The sequence below is a fragment of the Halanaerobaculum tunisiense genome (assembly GCF_054657635.1).
The window spans coordinates 120,547-138,287 of sequence record NZ_BAAHYI010000005.1; the positions used below are offsets into that span (position 1 = coordinate 120,547).

Annotated in this window: 15 protein-coding genes and 1 tRNA gene; 2 read left to right on the forward strand and 14 right to left on the reverse strand. The window is 34.4% G+C overall.

The window, feature by feature from the left end; all coding sequences use genetic code 11:
- Window positions 1-36: 36 nt before the first annotated feature.
- Window positions 37-132 (reverse strand) — tRNA-Sec (locus ACYQ3D_RS06305).
- Window positions 133-446: 314 nt separating this feature from the next.
- On the opposite strand from ACYQ3D_RS06305, the gene ACYQ3D_RS06310 reads away from it, so the two are divergent.
- Both ACYQ3D_RS06310 and ACYQ3D_RS06315 read left to right on the forward strand, forming a co-directional pair.
- Entirely contained in the window at window positions 447-1,862 is a 1,416-nt protein-coding gene (locus ACYQ3D_RS06310; protein WP_459837167.1) for a sodium:solute symporter family protein, read from the forward strand.
- Between the two features lie 71 nt (window positions 1,863-1,933).
- Window positions 1,934-3,028, forward strand: coding sequence for a M24 family metallopeptidase (locus ACYQ3D_RS06315; RefSeq protein ID WP_459837169.1), 1,095 nt, complete (start codon window positions 1,934-1,936; stop codon window positions 3,026-3,028).
- 61 nt (window positions 3,029-3,089) lie between these two features.
- Here the strand turns inward: ACYQ3D_RS06315 and ACYQ3D_RS06320 are convergent, their stop codons facing one another.
- The 13 genes from ACYQ3D_RS06320 to selD form a co-directional block, all read right to left on the reverse strand.
- Window positions 3,090-4,805, reverse strand: a complete 1,716-nt coding sequence (locus ACYQ3D_RS06320; RefSeq protein ID WP_459837170.1) for a proline--tRNA ligase — start codon at window positions 4,803-4,805, stop codon at window positions 3,090-3,092.
- 155 nt (window positions 4,806-4,960) lie between these two features.
- Window positions 4,961-6,439, reverse strand: a complete 1,479-nt coding sequence (locus ACYQ3D_RS06325; protein ID WP_459837171.1) for a sodium-dependent transporter — start codon at window positions 6,437-6,439, stop codon at window positions 4,961-4,963.
- A gap of 99 nt (window positions 6,440-6,538) precedes the next feature.
- Window positions 6,539-7,423, reverse strand: a complete 885-nt coding sequence (locus ACYQ3D_RS06330) for a TSUP family transporter (RefSeq protein WP_459837172.1) — start codon at window positions 7,421-7,423, stop codon at window positions 6,539-6,541.
- A 39-nt stretch (window positions 7,424-7,462) separates the two neighbouring features.
- Complete coding sequence (locus ACYQ3D_RS06335; protein ID WP_459837173.1) at window positions 7,463-8,473, reverse strand: proline racemase; 1,011 nt, start codon at window positions 8,471-8,473, stop codon at window positions 7,463-7,465.
- On the reverse strand, window positions 8,473-8,940 hold the full coding sequence (locus tag ACYQ3D_RS06340) for a glycine/sarcosine/betaine reductase component B subunit (protein WP_459837175.1): 468 nt from the start codon (window positions 8,938-8,940) through the stop codon (window positions 8,473-8,475). Before ACYQ3D_RS06340 ends, ACYQ3D_RS06335 begins: the two co-directional genes overlap by 1 nt.
- 16 nt (window positions 8,941-8,956) lie before the next feature.
- Window positions 8,957-9,712 (reverse strand): proline reductase cluster protein PrdD, encoded by a 756-nt coding sequence (gene prdD / locus ACYQ3D_RS06345; protein ID WP_459837176.1) that lies wholly within the window; start codon window positions 9,710-9,712, stop codon window positions 8,957-8,959.
- Window positions 9,713-9,775: 63 nt separating this feature from the next.
- The gene (prdB, locus tag ACYQ3D_RS06350) at window positions 9,776-10,504 is read right to left on the reverse strand and encodes a D-proline reductase (dithiol) protein PrdB (protein WP_459837178.1); all 729 of its coding nucleotides are present in this window, start codon (window positions 10,502-10,504) and stop codon (window positions 9,776-9,778) included.
- Window positions 10,504-10,755 (reverse strand): CBO2463/CBO2479 domain-containing protein, encoded by a 252-nt coding sequence (locus ACYQ3D_RS06355; protein ID WP_459837179.1) that lies wholly within the window; start codon window positions 10,753-10,755, stop codon window positions 10,504-10,506. The genes prdB and ACYQ3D_RS06355 overlap by 1 nt, the downstream gene beginning before the upstream one ends.
- An 11-nt stretch (window positions 10,756-10,766) precedes the next feature.
- Entirely contained in the window at window positions 10,767-12,659 is a 1,893-nt protein-coding gene (gene prdA / locus ACYQ3D_RS06360) for a D-proline reductase (dithiol) proprotein PrdA (RefSeq protein ID WP_459837180.1), read from the reverse strand.
- Window positions 12,660-12,678: 19 nt separating this feature from the next.
- The gene (gene prdC, locus ACYQ3D_RS06365; RefSeq protein WP_459837181.1) at window positions 12,679-13,968 is read right to left on the reverse strand and encodes a proline reductase-associated electron transfer protein PrdC; all 1,290 of its coding nucleotides are present in this window, start codon (window positions 13,966-13,968) and stop codon (window positions 12,679-12,681) included.
- 623 nt (window positions 13,969-14,591) lie between these two features.
- Window positions 14,592-16,373 carry a sigma 54-interacting transcriptional regulator gene (locus ACYQ3D_RS06370; RefSeq protein ID WP_459837182.1) on the reverse strand — a complete coding sequence of 594 codons (1,782 nt, stop codon included), beginning with the start codon at window positions 16,371-16,373 and terminating at the stop codon, window positions 14,592-14,594.
- Window positions 16,374-16,408: 35 nt separating this feature from the next.
- Window positions 16,409-16,678 (reverse strand): putative Se/S carrier protein, encoded by a 270-nt coding sequence (locus tag ACYQ3D_RS06375; protein ID WP_459837183.1) that lies wholly within the window; start codon window positions 16,676-16,678, stop codon window positions 16,409-16,411.
- Window positions 16,679-16,694: 16 nt separating this feature from the next.
- Window positions 16,695-17,735 (reverse strand): selenide, water dikinase SelD, encoded by a 1,041-nt coding sequence (gene selD, locus ACYQ3D_RS06380; RefSeq protein ID WP_459837184.1) that lies wholly within the window; start codon window positions 17,733-17,735, stop codon window positions 16,695-16,697.
- Window positions 17,736-17,741 lie beyond the last annotated feature (6 nt).

Here is a 17,741-nt window from a genome sequence, read left to right on the forward strand (position 1 = left end):
GACTGTTCTTAAAAACAGTCCTGTACTTTATAAAGGCGGGAATATGTGGGAATCGAACCCACCACAGACAACTAAAGCTGCCTGCCACTGGATTTGAAGTCCAGGGTATCCACCATGGATACAGCTATTCCCCTGTTTTTTTATTTTACTTTCTACTCTAGTACTTATTATAATATATTATCATCCTTTTGTAAATAGAAAAATCAATTTTATATAAATTTATTAATTATGCAATTAGATAATTTAACAAAATAATCTTTAATTTTTTAGAATTCTTAAATTATATTAAATGAAAAAAATATTGACGAATTTTATAATATTTACTATAATATGTACTGTGAATTTATTTTAGATAGTCTAAATAAAGGATATTATAAAGTTCTTTAAACTAGAAGCGACTTTTTTGATTTGAAAACTTTAATTTTAATTTAGAAAGGATGGTAATAATGGAAGGAGTAACACATAATCCTAACTTTTTATGGTATTTGGGTGGATATGCATTAATTATGATTTTGATGGGGATTTATTTTTCTCGCAAGATATCTAACAGTGAAGACTTTGTTTTAGCTGGTAAATCCTTAGGACCAGTAGTCTTAATGGGGACATTGATTGCCACTTGGTGTGGAAGTGGAACAGTTACCGGAGGGGGTAATTCACTGGCTTATTCTTTTGGCTTAGGTCCAGCATTATTCTTCTGTGCAGAGGGATTAATTGGAATTGGATTATTATCCTTGATAGCCCCCAAAATTAGAGCTTACGGAAAATATACTATATCGGGTATTTTAGAAGATAAATATGGTGTAGAAGCAAAAATATTATCCAGTATCATTATTGTATTAGCTTATGTAGGAATAGTTTCTTATCAATATAAAGGTTTAGGTTATGTATTAAATGTTACCACTGGTATGTCAGTAGAATTAGGAACTATTATTTCAGCTGCTTTAATGATCTTTTTGGCTGCTATCGGGGGACTAATGACAGTAGCGCCAACAGATGCACTAAGCGCTTTTATTATCCTATTTAGCTTAATTGTAGGAGTACCTTCAGTCCTCGGATATGCTGGAGGATGGAATAATGTAGTAACTAGTGTCCCTGAGACCCATCTTAATGTTTTAGGCAGTCTGTCACCACTCCAATTAATTGGTTATATTCTCCCCCCAGTCTTTCTGTTATTAGGCGATCAGAATATGTACCAGCGATTAGCATCTTCTAAAGGAGATAAAGAAGGAAAAGTTGGATCTATAGGCTGGTTTATAGGTATCATTATTATCTATCCAGCAGTAGCAGTAATTGCTTTTGCAGCCCGAGCTATCTTCCCTAACATTGAACCAGGAATGGCTTTAATTTCAACTACTACTGTAATTCCTACAGCAATTGGAGGTTTAATGTTAGCAGCAGTAGCTGGTTTTGTAATTACTACTGGTAACTCTTATCTCTTATCAGCAGCTACTAGTGTTACTTATGATGTTTACGGCGAGTATATTAATCCTAATGCAACTGACAAACAGAAGTTAGTTGCTACTAAAGTTACAATTCCAATTTTGGGTGTAATTGCATATTTATTAATTAGATACTTTCCAACTATCTTAGCAGTTCAGATGTATGCTTATACAGTTTATGCTGCCGGAATAACTCCAGCAGTACTAGCTGTCTTCTTATGGGATCGAGTAACTAGAGCTGGTGGAATTTCTTCTATGGTATCAGGGGTTATAGTAACATTAGTTTGGGAGATTATACTTAAAAAACCCTTTGATGTAAATAGTATTGTAGTATCTGTACCAACAGCCATCATTATCTTAATTATAGTAACTTTAATGACTTCAGAAGCAAAGAATTCACCATCCAAAAAAGCTGATTTATAATACAAGAATAATAAACAAAGTAATTAATTTACTCGTTTAAAAGTGAATTGGAAATTAAGGAGGAAGCAATAATGGGGATTTATCAACAGCGAATTGAAAAAACACAAAAATTAATCAATCAGCAAAATATAGATTATTTATTGGTTGCTCCCTCTACTAATCTAAGATATCTGACTGGTTATGCCGGTGAAAGTCATGAACGATTCTTTATGCTTGTATTACCCAAAACAGGAGAACCTTTCTTTATTGCTCCTAAACTGTATAAATCACAAATTGAAGAAACCCCAATTAAAGAAGCAGTATTCTGGCAAGATGAAGATGATAAACCATTAGAACTTTTAAACCAAAAACTAACAACCAAGAAACTACTACAAGCTACAGTAGGCGTTACAAATGAAATGCCAGCTGTTTTTTTACTTCCATTACAAGAGAAATTACAAAAAAGTGAATTCACATTGATCAATGATATATTTACTGAATTAAGAATTAAGAAAGATAAACGTGAACGCGAATTATTGACTAAAGCTTCTCAATTGACAGATGAAGTACTGAAAAAAGTTATTAATAGTAGAGACTGGATTGGGCAAACAGAACAGGAGCTTGCTACAACTTTAGAATTTGAACTCAAACAAGTTGGTATGGAGGATTTATCTTTTAAACCTATAGTTGGAGTAGGAGCTAATGGTGCCTTACCTCATCACGTTACAGGGCAAGATGAAATAGAGGAAGGTAAGGCTATAGTAATTGATTTTGGTGGGGTTTACAATGGTTATTGTTCTGATATGACACGAACAATCTGTTTTGGGCAACCTAGTGATAAACTAAAGGAAGTTTATCAAATAGTTCTCAGAGCTCAACAATTAGCAGAAGAGTATATTCAGCCCGGAGTAACAGCTCAGGAAGTAGATCAAGTAGCTCGCAATTATATTACTGAACAAGGTTATGGGGACTACTTTATTCATAGAACAGGACATGGTATCGGCATGGATTGTCATGAAGACCCCTATATTGTACAAGGGAATAACCAAAAATTAAAACCTGGTATGGCCTTTAGCGTAGAACCTGGTATCTATCTACCAAAAAAATTTGGAGTTAGAATTGAAGATCTAGTGCTAGTTACTGACAATGGATGCCAAGTATTAAATAGTTATCCTAAAAAAATTTAATTATTAAAACAAGTTATAAACAATTAGTAAAGCCCTGTAGAAAATCTACAGGGCTTTAATTCTAGTCTTGTTGGGTGATTAATTCTTTAATTTTAGCAACTGAATTATTAGCATCAATCTCTAATTCTTCATCTGTCTGTCGTAACTTAACCTCTAATTTATCTTCTTCAAGTGAATTCTGACCGATAATCACCTGAATAGGACCACCAATTAAATCAGCATCATTGAACTTAACGCCAGCTCTTTCTTCTCTATCATCTAATAATACTTCTACTCCTTCAGAATTTAATTGTTCATAAATTGCTTCCGCTTTTCCTTGTACCTGGTCACTATTTCCTAAAGGTAGTAACTGAACCATATATGGAGCTAAAGATTTAGGCCACTTAACGCCATATTGATCATGATTTTGCTCAATAGCAGCAGCTACTGTTCTAGTAATTCCTATTCCATAACAACCCATCACCATTGGTTGATCTTTGCCGTTTTCATCTAAATAAGTAGCACCTAAAGCTTCACTATATTTAGTACCTAATTTAAATACTTGTCCAACTTCAATTCCCTCAGTATGGTTTAGTGTACCTCCACATCTAATACACGCTTCTCCTTCTTTTACTTCTCTAATATCGGCAACTTCGGTTACTGCAAAATCTCTTTTAGGATTAACATTAATATAGTGTTGATCCTGTTCATTAGCTCCTGCTACTCCATTTACAATCTCCATTACTAAATTATCAGCAATTACTTTTACTTCTTTATCCTCTCTACCAATTGGACTAGTAAACCCTTTAACAGTATCTAATTCTGTCTCATAAACTTCATCAGAAGCCATCTCCAGATTAACAACATCTAATAAATTAGATAATTTAACTTCATTAACTTCATAATCTCCTCTAACTAAAGCTAACACGACTTCATCATCTTGAGTCTCATATAAAACTGCCTTAATCATTTTAGAAACTGGTAGATCTAAATAATCTACTACCTCAGCAATAGTAGAAGCATTAGGAGTATCCACTACTTCTAATTCTTTAGGCTGTTCATCAGTCGCTTCTAACTCCACTTCTGATTTAGCCAATTCTAAATTAGCAGCATAGTCACATTCTTCACAATAAACTACAACATCTTCGCCCGCGTCAGCTAAAACCATAAACTCATGAGAATCGTCACCACCAATAGCCCCTGTATCGGCTGTAATTGGTCTGTATTCTAGACCACATCTCTCGAAAATTCGACAATAGGCATCATACATAGCTTGATAACTCTTATCTAGTCCTTCTTCATCAATATCAAAACTATAAGCATCCTTCATGATAAATTCTCGACCACGTAAGACACCAAAGCGAGGTCTAATTTCATCTCGATATTTAGTCTGAATCTGATATAAATTAAGTGGTAGGTCTTTATAAGATCTAATCTCATCCCGTACCATATCAGTAATCACTTCTTCGTGAGTTGGCCCTAAACAATAATCTCTACCATGTCTATCCTTTAATTTCATCAATTCTGGACCATAATCATCAAATCTATCAGATTCTCTCCATAAATCAGCTGGTTGTAAAGCAGGTAATAATATTTCCTGAGCTCCAGATTTATTCATTTCTTCTCTAACAATATCTTCAAACTTTTTAATTATCTTATAACCTAAGGGTAAATAATTATAAATCCCAGAAGTTAATTTTCTCATCATTCCCGATCTTAACATTAATTGGTGACTTACCACTTCAGCATCAGCCGGTGTTTCCTTTAAAGTTGGTATGTACATTTGTGACATTTTCATAATATTTAGCCTCCCTATAATTAAAAATCTAAAAATATAGTTACACTTAACATTATTATAACTAATCATAGTAAAAATATCCACAAAATATTTGAATTTCTTAATAATAAAAAGAACTGCCTTGGGATAATAAATATCCACAAGGCAGTTTAAAGCTAAGCTACAGTTGTTTCATCTTCCTCAGTTTCCTCTGAATTAATAAAATTACTTGCAAACCAATTATTTTGATAAGTAATGATTCCCCAAATAATTGCAAATTGGAGAATTATAGTTCCTAAACTATAGGTTTTAAATGGATTCCACCAAGATTCAGGATACATAGAAATAGACTGCCAAATCCACCAGCCAAATATAATTGTAAAGATGCCCGGAATAATCTTGATACACCAGTTCCACCATCTACCTATATATAAATCATTATACTCTGTATTAATATCATTTTGCCGTAACTTTTCTGGACCATATTTAGCAATGATTAAACTTACAAATAATCCACTCATCAATAAACCTACTGCTAAAACAAAATCCTGATTATTTAAAAATTTAATATTATAAGCTGACGGCAAACCAATAATAAAGGCCATTACTCCAGAAACAATAGCAGCCTTTTGTCTACTCAGACCATAATCTATTAAGTTTTTAACTGCAACCTCAAACATAGCAATCAGTGAAGTCAATGCTGCCATCATCATTCCTAGAAAAAATAAAATAGCTAATAGTTCTCCTCCCGCCATAGTAGGAAAAAGTTTAGGATAGTAAATAAAAGCTAAACCTGTATTACCAGAATTTATAGCTTCCATAGCTCCTTGCTGAGAAGAAAGAGCAAAAATCGTAGGCACAATTCCTAAAGCAGCAAGTATAGAAACAACACTATTACTGACACCAGTTATTACACAATTTAACCCAATATCATCTTTCTTTTTAGTATAAACAGCATAAGTAATAATAAATCCCCAACCTGCTCCTGTAGACCAAGCTGATTGAGTAAAAGCTTCTAACCAAATTTTAGGAGTTAACAACTTATTAAAGTCTATACTAAATAAATATTTAATACCTTTTTCAGCTCCAGGAAGTGATAAAGCTCTTACAGCACAAATAATTAAAATCACAAATAAAGCAGGAATTAAAAGCTTAGTAACCTTCTCTATCCCATCTGTAACTCCTTTATAAACTACAAAAGTACAAGTGAATACAGCTATAAAATGAAATAAAATTGTTTGGGAAGGAGAGGAAATAAGATTATTCCAAATTTGTTGCGTATTTGTAGTCAAACTGCCAGTTAAACTTAAACCAAAATATTTAATTGTCCAACCCATTACTACAGAATAATAAGACATAATAGCAATACAAACCCAGCTAATCCAGACTCCCATCCTGGTATCCTTAGCAGTTCCTAATTTTTTAAAAGCACCAATTATCCCTTGCCTAGCCTTTCTACCAATCACCATTTCTGCTATTAATAACGGAATAGACCAGACACATAAAGCTACTAACCAAGCAATAATAAAACTTCCGCCTCCATTTTGAACAGCAACTCTAGGAAATCTCCAAATATTACCCGTTCCTGCTGCCATTCCAATAGCTGCAGCTATAAAGGCCCATCTACTTGACCATTCTTCCGTATCTTGTGCCATAAATTACCTCCTTTGATTGTGAAAATTAACACTTTGTTAAGCATATAGCTCCCCTATTAATAGGGGAGCTTGTCTTTTTAAAAAAATGTTAGTTAGTAATTATTCTGCAACAACTTCTTCTTCCTCTGGAGTTTCTAGAGCAGATTTAAACATAGTTATAGAAGTATATAAGACTACCCCAATTACTAACCAAGTAAGAATTGCTAATGGTAAACTCTTAACTAAATAGGCGGCGATAAATACTCCAATCAATCCTGCAGAAGCAATAGCTAAAGAGGCCTTTCTATTATAGGCTTTTTCTTTAATAAACTTAACAGAAGCAACAGGCATTAAGAAAGCACAAGAGCCCATCATAATTGGGAAAGCAACTCGCGGACTCATCCCTAACATATAAATTAAAGCCATACAAGGAGCATACAGCCCGATACCTAAAGTCATCAGCGCACCTAATACAAAGTTAGCAGCAATAGCTATTATAAGTTTGCCACCTGTAAGTCCAATTGCTTCGCCACCGACTGGCATCCAGTTCATTTGCCCTGCTAACATAAGGAAAGCTGTTATAAATAGTGCAATTGCCATACCAATTTGAACTTTCTGTTCCGGTAAGCTAGATACAACTCCAGCTCCAATCCAAGCCCCTACAGTTGCTGCTATTAACATCCCAAATAAAGTAACAGGATCAACTTCTATTACAGAGATGAAAATAAAAGCTTCAGCAATAACTGGAATTGTACAAGAAACATTTAAAGTACCGGGCAATAATCTATCTTCAATTTGATCAAAGCCCTTAAGAAGAGCTGTTGTAGGAGCAAAACTTCCAATTCCTAAAGTATCAAAGAAATTAGTTACAAATCCTATTCCTCCAGCTGTTCCCCAGCTTGTTCCTTCTTCAAAGTTTCCTTGATTATTCATAGTATCTTTACCTAATTCAATTCCAAACCAACCACCTAACCCAGCTAAAATTGCTAGAACAATATTTACCATTTTATTGCCTCCTCTGATTTTAAAAATTAAATTTTAGGATTATTTCAGACAAAAGCCTTCTTTTAAAGGATCATCAGGATCAGTAACAAAATGATTAAAGCCAGTTATATAAGCACTTGCTGTTATCTGAGGGACTACTGTATTAAATTCTCCTACTTTACCTACACCAACTATTTCTCCTTTAAACTTAGTTCCAGTAATACTTTCATAAATGAATTCTTCTCCCTGATCAAGTTCATCTTTAGCATACAGCGTAGCTAATTTAGCACTAGTTCCTGTTCCACAAGGAGAACGATCCAGTTGGCCTTGGCCAAATACAACGGCATTCTTTTTATCTGCTTCTGGACTCGATGGCTGATCATCATATATTTCTACTAAATCAATCTCATTTATATGCTTCTTTTCTGGATGCTCTACTTCTATAGTTTCATTCAGTATATCTCTTATTTTTAAACCTATTTCAATTAACTTATCAGCATTTGACGCTTCTACCTCTAACCCTAATTCTTGAGCATTAACTAAAGCAAAGAAACTACCTCCAAAAGAGATGTCTAAAGTAATTGTCCCTAACTGAGGTACTTCAATCTCTATATCTTCTTGATAAAGAAAAGACTGAACATTAGTCACAGAAACACTCTTTGCTTTTCCATCTTCAACTTCTACTTTTGTTTTAATTAAACCAGCTGGAGCTTCTAAATTAACACTAGTGTAGGGTTCTTCTACTTCTACCATACCAGTCTCCACTGCTACAGTTGCTGCACCTATAGTCCCATGACCACACATATTTAAATAACCGCCACCATCCATAAATACAATTCCTAAATCTGCTTCTTCTTTAGTAGGAGATAAAATAATTGAACCAAACATATCATTATGACCTCGAGGTTCATGCATCACTGTAGTACGAACGTTATCCATGTTATCCTCTAAATACTCTTTTTTAGCAGCCATATTTTCTCCTGGAATATTCGGCACTCCACCCACTATAATTCTAGTAGGTTCTCCCATTGTGTGTGAATCAACAGCATGCAAACTTTTGTTAAAATTCATTATTTTTCCCCCTTCATTTTTAACTTTAAAAATGCTAGAGCTTTTCTAGCATCATATTCGGTAATATTGTTCTCTCCTACAACCTCAGTTTCAATTCCTTGGTCTGATTTATTAAAATCAACTATTGTATCCATATATTGATTAGAAACTACAAATTCAGCCTGGGTCCCTATAAAACTTAGTCCTACTACTGGCAGTTTCCTTTTGCCAATTTCTTCAATTGCATTGGCAAAATCAATATGACTATTGCCCCAAGCATCAGTAGAAACAATTGTACCATCTACTTGCATTGCCTCTAACCAGTTGGCAACTCTTCGAGCAGTAAACATTTTATTTTCATTATCTTGGGGGGTTCCAGCTACAATTATACCGGTTAAATCTAAGTCATCATCTTCATCCACTACATCCAATAAAGGATCTCTAAAATGATGTAACGTAGTTTCTTTGGTGGAAGGTCCTATTCCCATACTAAATCACCTCCAATTAAGTCATAGCCTTTAAAGCACCATCCCGATATTCATTAGGAGTTAAAACTACAGGTGCATTACCTAAATCTATTATTGAGCGCCCTCCTTTGAATCCACTTGGTTCATTAGGCAAAACTAAATTATCATGCATAGCACCTTGACCAGCTACCTGTTTAACTATAGCTACCTTTTTCTTGTCTGGGTTGATTGTGTCATGAAAAACATGTTTTTCTGTAGGTTCTTTTAACTCTTTTAACTTATCTCTAATTTGTTGAATGAACTTGTCACAAGCTCTATGACTAGCTGTAGGGCCAACTCTCTTATGTCCGGCTCCTTCTTTTAAAGTTACATTAAATGATATAATAAAATCATCTTCTCCAGGAGTCCCAGCTCTATTAAGTTGAAGTTGCTCCTGTAGCTTCCCTTCTGAAGACCCAAAATCTGCAATTTGATTCCCTGCTTCATCTACTCCTGTCAACATAACATATACTCCAGTAAGGGTATGAGTTATTCCTTCTCCTAGTTCCCCTAATACTTTAGTAGAAATAGGTATCAGATCCATTATCGTATTAGTCCATCTATCATGTTCACCAGGCTTAATTATTTCAACCTCTATATCTGATATTAAATCTTCACTTGTGACCAAATTATCAAGTATTTGCTTAGAAATAGTAAGGGTCATATCTTCAATTTTAAATTCAGGTTTCCAGTTTAATTTTTCAATATGAAAGGACTTAATCACAAGCCTTCTCATCTGCTGTTCTTTACTCATCTTATCACCTTACCTTAATCAGTAGTGGTGATCTCCCCACTAATTAGTGGGGAGATACTAAATTTATACTTCAGCACTATATTCATAATTTAAGGAAACAATCTTACCTGCACTTGGAATTTCAACTAATTGTTCTAGTGAATCTTTAACTATTCCTCGTTGCATTTCTACATTATTAGGCTCACCTGCATTAGCACCCATAGGTACTATTGGAGCTACAGCTCGTGGAGAACCATTTTGTCTAACTACTGGTGGTAAAGCAGCAATAATTATCGTCGGAATCCCAGCTTCTTCAATCGCTCTCTGCACAATCACGGCAGAGCGGTGACAAGTACCTCAGCCAGCAGTTAATAAAACTGCGTCTACTCCTTCTTCCTTTAGAATCCGAGCTGTTTCAGGACCAGTATGTTCTTTAAATTTCTCCTGGTCTCCTCCACCACCCATAAAACCTACATGGGTATCTGCTACTTCCTTAATAAATCCTTCCTCAGCAAGCTCTCGCAGTCTATCTATAGGAAACATACAATTAATATCTTTATTAACATCTGCTTGATCATATCCTCCATGAGACACCATCATATTACTTGTTGGAGCATCCCCAGGAATCTCTCTATAAGTGAAATCTCCTGCTAAATTAAATTTTTCATCTGATTTCAGATGAACTCCCGCTGCAGTAGCTAAAGCTACTTTCATATCTTTAAGTTCTTTTTCAACAGATGCCCATACTGGTTGAGGAGTAATTGGAACAAATATCTCAGATTGTAAACCTTCTACAACATTTACCTTGCTCATTATTCTTCCTCCTTTTCTTTTCTCTTTTTAATATTACTTACATATTTTTCATTTGGCTCAGGGCTAAGAACTTCTACAAAGCTCATTTTCAAACCAACTTCTTGCCCTACTTTTATCTCACCATCAGAAATAATCATCCTTTTAGGTACAGTTAAATGTCCTAGTCTTCCTTTAAAATCTATTGCAACAGATCCACTTTTAACTTCCACTACGATCCCTTGCATTTCAATAATCTTATCTGTATAATTCATCTAATCACCTTTTATCCTTCGTCTTCTGTTCCAGGAAGAATCTGTTCATTGGGAACTCGTTCAACTTCTGTATCTAATTCTTCTTCAATTAAATCTAAATTATTCTCCTTAACGTGAGGGTTATAATTTCTTTCCGGATCTTTAACTTCTTCTCCCGCCATAGCTGTTTTAAGCATATTTGTCGCTCTAATAGCATCTTCTGAACATAAAGTATTATTGGCCAGAACTTCATTCTCAATACCTTGTTCTGATTTATTATGATCTACCATATGCTTCATATATTCATTACCAACTACTAAAGCACCCTGATTAGCACAGAAAGACATTCCTACAACAGGAACTTCTCTCTTTCCTACTTGTTCATGATGACTAGCAAAATCAATATGGTTGTTACCAAAGCCTTCAGTAGTAATGAAAGCTCCATCAACATCCATTGCTTCTACCATCATTCCTAGTCTTTTAGATACATAGAACTTTTCTGAATTGGCTTGTGGTGAACCAACGAAAATAACACCAGCCAGATCTAGGTCTTCATCTTCCATTACTTCCTGAACAAGAGGTTCTCTCCAATAATGTCTAGAAGTTTCTTTTGATGCTGGACCAATACAAGTAAGAGCATGAATCCCGCCATCAAGTACTTCAAGCGGTGATAAAACAACAGGAACATTTCCTAAATCAACATTAGGCTCCCCACCTAAAATTCCTACTGGCTCCATTGGAAGAATAATATTATCATGCATTGCTCCTTGACCCATTATTTCTTTAATAATTACTACTTTTTCTTTACTAGGTCTTCTATATTGAGTTAACTCCTCTTCTTCAGCAATTAAGCTTTCATCAGCTTCTTTTAACGCTTCTCTGATTTCTTGCGTAATAAAATCAGTTGCCTTATGAGCAGCTAAAGGACCAGGTCGTTCCATATTAGTTTCTTCTTCAATAACCACTTCTGTTTTAATAAAGTATTCTCCATTATCAGGAGCCCCTGGTCTATTCCACATAATATTCTCTTCTAAAATACCTTCTGAAGAACCAAACTCTCCGATTTGAACTCCTTCTTCATCAGTTCCAGTTACAACTACTACAGCTCCATCTAATACTCTAGTATCTCCTTTTCCTAAATCATTATCTTCTTCCTTGGCAGCAATCGGTTGAACATCCATAATTGTTTCACTATACTCATCATAATTATCAGGAGTTATAATATCTATATCTATAGAGCAAACCAAATCATCTGCCTCTACAGCATCAGCGCAGATATCTTCTCTCAGATAAAGAGTTGTTCCTTCAATCTTAGTTTCAGGTCCGAATTCTATCTGATCAATTTGAAAATGCTTCTTAACTAACTTTCTCATTTCTTTTACTTCTGGACTAGCTTCTTTATCTGTAGTAGTTTCTCCAGTAGCATCCTCTTTAGTTGCCTCTTCTGTTGCTGAAACTGGTTGCGATTCCTGTGACTTAGAATTAACCTCTCCAGTAAGTCCTACCGGAATTTCAAGATCAATATCTTTTCCTTCACCAATATGAATTTTAACACTACTACCTGCTGCTTGAGTTACCTGAGCAGTCTGCTCTTGACTAGTAGAGGTCTCTTTAACTTCTGCAGTTTCTTCTTCACTTGTTTCTTCCTCTGCTTCCACTTCTTCTTCAATTTCATTAACTTCATCTAATACCTCAGGAGTTAAAGGAGTTAACGAATCAATAGTCTCAACTAGTTCAGCCTCTAGCACCTCACCAATTGTTAAACAATCATCAGGAATTTCTAATAATCCTGAAGCTTCTAAATCTGGAATAAGATTTGGATCCTCTAAATCACTTGGGCTAATAGTTGTGCCTTCTTCAGTCCTACAACAAGCCACTGCTAAATCATTTTTATGCTCTTCCGCGGTTTCTGGCGTAATAGACAATTAAATCTCCCCCTTCTTTTTATTCATCTTTAAATTTTCTAACAAGTTTATTTCTTGTTGCTCTTAAGACATGGTCCGTACTATGATACACCGGAACTCCTACACGAGGAGCTACATTCATCACTGTATTAGTTCAGTCATCGCAAGTCCCTGTTAATAAAACTTGCATTCCTTCATTCTTTAAAGCTAATACTTTTTCAGCCTGGCCTGGACAAACACCAGGTTTATCACACCTATATCTACCATCTACCTCAGTCATTCTTTTACACTTTTCTGCTGCAACTACTTCTGCGCCCATAGCTTCAGCAATTTGTCTTAACTTTTCTTCCTGGCCTCCACATTCACAAGCTAAGATTCCAACTTTTCTTTCTTCTTCGGGAAACGGCATTCCTACTAATATTCCACCAAGAGTTTTAGTAATTGGCGAATCCTCACTTCCCGATTGACCTGTAAATGGTCCACCTAATACTATTTCTCCATGAGGCTGGATATATCCACCACATAAATCAATATACTTTTTAACAGGTGCACCTAAAGGTTCATTTAAAAATACTGTCCCAGTTGGATCTTTCTTGACTCGACCACCAACAGTTAAATCCTTAGTAATGCATGGTTTTCTTAATTCAATTGCATTAACTATATGCTTTAAAGTTTCTATATTTTGGACTACTGCATCTGCCTTAGTTGGTAAGTCACCAGGTTCTAACTCAACATCTAAAAGTTCTCTAATAACTACTCTTTCGTCTCCTGAAGGATACATGTTAGGCAGATATTTAACCTCTATATCCTGTTCTATTAAAGAAGCTTTCTTCAGTTCTTTGACAGCTTCTTTATACTTAGGCTTAATAGCTATATATCCTTTAGCTGCATTAGTAATTTCTTTTATATATTTTAGTCCTTTAACAATTACTTCAGGACTTTCTTTCATTAATTTTAAATTATGGGATAATACTGGTTCGCATTCAGCTGCATTAGCAATTACATAACCACCATCTAAATCTACATCTAATTTAACATCAGTAGGAAAACCAGCCCCACCTGCTCCTACTATTCCAGCTGAGTTAATAAGCTCTAACATATTGTCTGATTCTTCTATCTTTTCATATTCCTCAGGCTGTTCTGCATCAGCCTTAATTTTTATATGAGAATCAGTTATTTCAATAACATTACCAGATACACTAGAATGGATATTGGCCCCTAACCCCTGTGGCTCAGCAACAAGTTGGCCCTTCTTAACCTGATCTCCTTCTGCCACTAGTGGATTACAAGGAGCTCCAATATGTTGTTGTAAAGAGAGTACTATATTCATTGTGTCACCTCCTTAGCTTACTTGTGTTATCTTTCACTTTATTTATTAATGCAATTATCATACCAAACTTTAAAATAAACTTAAAAAATAATTATTTATCCTAGAAATCTGATATTACTGCTTTTTTAATACCTTAATTTTCCTGAATAAGTTACTTTTTTACTTCTTATTCTACAATAAATAAATAATAATTTCATTCCAACATAGCAACTGTCAATTGACTGACAGTAATTCATAAAATAATATTATTCTTTTCTTTTTATAAAGCGTTTAAGCCGATTAGTGAACTACTCGGCAATGAATTGCCAGAACTTCATAGTCGCTTGATCTTCTAAGACACAAAATGAATTTAATCCACAATATCTATTCAGGTAGTCCATAGCCACTACTCCTATCCTGTTAAGGACTCAGAGATACTTTTTTTATCTAGATAGAAGTGTAAGCAGCTCTATAACTACTTACTAGAAGATTTAGTGTCTTCTATCTACAACGATATTATATAACAAATGATAAAGGAAATATACTGAAATATTTTGGTATATTTAATGCACAAAATATTATCCTAAAAAAATAAAAACCTGTCAGCATTCTGACAAAAGTCAGTATACTGACAGGTTTCCTGATTAGTTTAAGTTCCAATCTATATCGTAATATTTAATTTTATAGTACAATGTACTTCTTGGAATATTAAGAATTTTAGCTGCTTTACTCTTATTTCCTTCAGCCAATTCCATAGCTTTTTTAATAGTATTAATCTCAACTTTTCTAACCGCCTGATCAAGATCCATTTTATTTTGTTCCTGACCAATTGAATTTTGAGCTATATAATCAGGAATGCTATCTAAAGTTACTTTCCCATTTTCAGAAAAAACAACAAAATGTTCAACAACATTTTGTAATTCTCTTACATTACCCTGCCATTTATACTCTACTAAAGCTGTTAAAACCTCTGAGGTAAGTTCTGGAACAGCTAAATTATTTTTCTCACAAAATTCAGTCATGAAATGATTTATTAAAATAGGAATATCCTCTTTTCTTTCTTTTAAATTAGGTAATTTTAGTTTTATTACATTCAATCTGTAGAATAAGTCCTCTCTAAACTCTTCTTCAGCAATCATTTCTTTAAGATTACAATTAGTAGCAGAAACTATTCTAACATCTACTTCAATATATTCTTCAGCACCTATTTTTTTAATTTTACCTTCTTGTAAAACTCTGAGCAATTTAGATTGCATAAACATAGGCATATCTCCAATTTCATCTAAAAACAATGTTCCACCATCAGCAAGTTCAAAATAACCTTCTTTTCCTCCTTTAGAAGCTCCAGTAAATCCACCTTCTACATACCCAAACATTTCACTTTCAAATAAATCCTTAGGTATAGCACTACAATTAACAGTAATAAAAGCCCCCTCTCTATCACTAGCTTGGTGGATAGAATTAGCAAATAATTCTTTACCTGTACCACTGTCTCCGGTAATTAATACATTTGTATTTGTTCTAGCCACTTTTTCTGCCTTTTCTATTTTTTGCTGCAAAATTTCACTTTTCCCCAGAATATCACTAAAGGGATAATCATCTCCATTAATCTCATTCACTTTCTGTTGTAAATTAGTTAATTTATTTTTAGTTTGGCGTAACTGTGAAGAAAGATTAGTTACTTCAGTTACATCTCTATCTGTAGACACAGCCCCCACTAATTCACCATTAACAAATAAAGGCATCGCACTAATTATTGTATAAACTCCTTCTTTAGGATTATGATATGCATTTTCTTTTGCTTCTTTCTCATTTAAGGCATTTAGCAATAAAGCATTGGGAAAATGATCTTCTAATTGCTTATCAATTATAGTCTCTTTTTTGATACCATATAATTTTTCAGACTGATCATCCCACATAATCACTTTACCTTCTCTATCAATTATACAAACTGCTTCATGAAGAGTATTTAAAATATTAAATAAAATATCATTCATTTCTGCAAATCGATTATATAAATTATTAATAATATTATTTATTCTAATAATCCCAATCAGTTGACCATTCTCTAAGACAGGTAATCTGCCTATCCCCTTCTCTTTCATTATATTTTTAGCTTCTATAGCATTAATACCACTATTAACAGTTATAACTTCTTTATCAATAAAAGAAGTTATTGGCTTTCGCAAAACCGATTCTCTATCACTACCATTTATTAAATCAGCAAAATCATTAAAAGTTACTATTCCACATAATTCATCATCATTAGTCACAACAGCTTCAGTAACATTATCGCCTAGCATTAAAAATATAGTTTCATCCAAACTTGTCTCTTGATCTATAGTTAATAGCTTATTACTCATTATGTCTTGGGCTGCCAGATGATTTAACCTATCTAAATCCATGTAATTAGTATTTAATTCCATTCTAGTCCCCCTTAATTCGGGATAAACTTTAATTATTAGATCATTAGATTACTAATCTTCTTTTCCAATCCCTCTTTAATAACTTTATAATAACCAGCAAAGTCAACATCTGCTTCTTCTAATAAATTAATAACTTTCTGATTGTTAGTATCTAACTTAATAGCAAGACCACAATCTGCTGTAATTTCTGGTGGTACAGGCACCATCATTAGCTGCTGATTATTTTCTTTTAATATCTCCTCCGCCTGTAAAGCATGATGAGTGGAATTAAACACTACTAAATAAAATACTTCTTTTTCTGTCACTTTTACTAGCTCCTTTCTACCTTACCGTAATTCTAGCAGCATTATCATTAGCAACTACTTCCCCTACTATATTAGCCTCACTAACACCTAATGAATTTAACTCCGACAGTAATTCAGTAGCTTGCTCTGCTGGTATAGAAAGTAATAACCCTCCTGAAGTCTGCGGGTCAAATAATACATCCACTACAGCTTCTTTGATATCTCCACTAATTTTAACATGATCCTCTAAATAATCCTGATTAGTATAAGCTCCCCCAGGGACTAAGCCCATTGCAGCATACTCAATTACTTCCTTAAAAACTGGCACATCAGCAGAAAAAATTTCTACCCCTACATCACTAGCAGTGGCTAATTCCCAGACATGTCCTAATAGACCAAAGCCAGTAATGTCAGTACAAGCATTCACTCCAAAGTCGTGCATTACTTGACCAGCCTGATTATTTAACCGAGCCATAGCTGCAACTACACTATCAGCATTATCAATTACTCCTCCTTTAATAGCAGTGGATATAATTCCCATTCCTAGCGGTTTAGTCAGAATTAATTTATCTCCTACTTGAGCTTGATCATTAGTCAGTAACTGGTCAGGAGTGGTTTGGCCCATAACTGATAAACCATACTTCGGTTCATCATCCTGGACAGTATGTCCCCCAGCTACTATTGCCCCAGCTTCTGCCACTTTATCAGCTCCTCCTTGCAAAATTTGGCTTAACACCTCTTGCTCCAAACAAGAAGGAAAGCCAACAATATTCATCGCTAGCATAGGTTCTCCTCCCATAGCATAAATATCACTTAAAGCATTAGCTGCTGCAATCTGACCAAAAAGATAAGGATCATCTACTATTGGGGTGAAAAAATCAACTGACTGGATTACTATTTGTTCCTTAGCAGTCTGATAGGCAATTGCATCATCTACTTGATCCAAACCTACTAATAAATTTTCATCCTCGCCACCAAACTCAACTTGTCGCAAAACTTGCGACAGGGCTTTAGGACCCATTTTAGCTGCTCAACCAGCAGTAGAACTATATTGCGTTAATTTAATTTCTTCAGTCATTACTAT

What these genes read in the sequence shown, in the direction of transcription:
- ACYQ3D_RS06370 (WP_459837182.1), bottom strand. Translation starts at nt 16,373, where the DNA reads ATGGAATTAAATACTAATTACATGGATTTAGATAGGTTAAATCATCTG.
- ACYQ3D_RS06335 (WP_459837173.1), bottom strand. Translation starts at nt 8,473, where the DNA reads ATGAATTTTAACAAAAGTTTGCATGCTGTTGATTCACACACAATGGGA.
- ACYQ3D_RS06355 (WP_459837179.1), bottom strand. Translation starts at nt 10,755, where the DNA reads ATGAATTATACAGATAAGATTATTGAAATGCAAGGGATCGTAGTGGAA.
- ACYQ3D_RS06330 (WP_459837172.1), bottom strand. Translation starts at nt 7,423, where the DNA reads ATGGTAAATATTGTTCTAGCAATTTTAGCTGGGTTAGGTGGTTGGTTT.
- ACYQ3D_RS06315 (WP_459837169.1), top strand. Translation starts at nt 1,934, where the DNA reads ATGGGGATTTATCAACAGCGAATTGAAAAAACACAAAAATTAATCAAT.
- prdD (WP_459837176.1), bottom strand. Translation starts at nt 9,712, where the DNA reads ATGAGTAAAGAACAGCAGATGAGAAGGCTTGTGATTAAGTCCTTTCAT.
- ACYQ3D_RS06325 (WP_459837171.1), bottom strand. Translation starts at nt 6,439, where the DNA reads ATGGCACAAGATACGGAAGAATGGTCAAGTAGATGGGCCTTTATAGCT.
- ACYQ3D_RS06340 (WP_459837175.1), bottom strand. Translation starts at nt 8,940, where the DNA reads ATGGGAATAGGACCTTCCACCAAAGAAACTACGTTACATCATTTTAGA.
- ACYQ3D_RS06310 (WP_459837167.1), top strand. Translation starts at nt 447, where the DNA reads ATGGAAGGAGTAACACATAATCCTAACTTTTTATGGTATTTGGGTGGA.
- ACYQ3D_RS06320 (WP_459837170.1), bottom strand. Translation starts at nt 4,805, where the DNA reads ATGAAAATGTCACAAATGTACATACCAACTTTAAAGGAAACACCGGCT.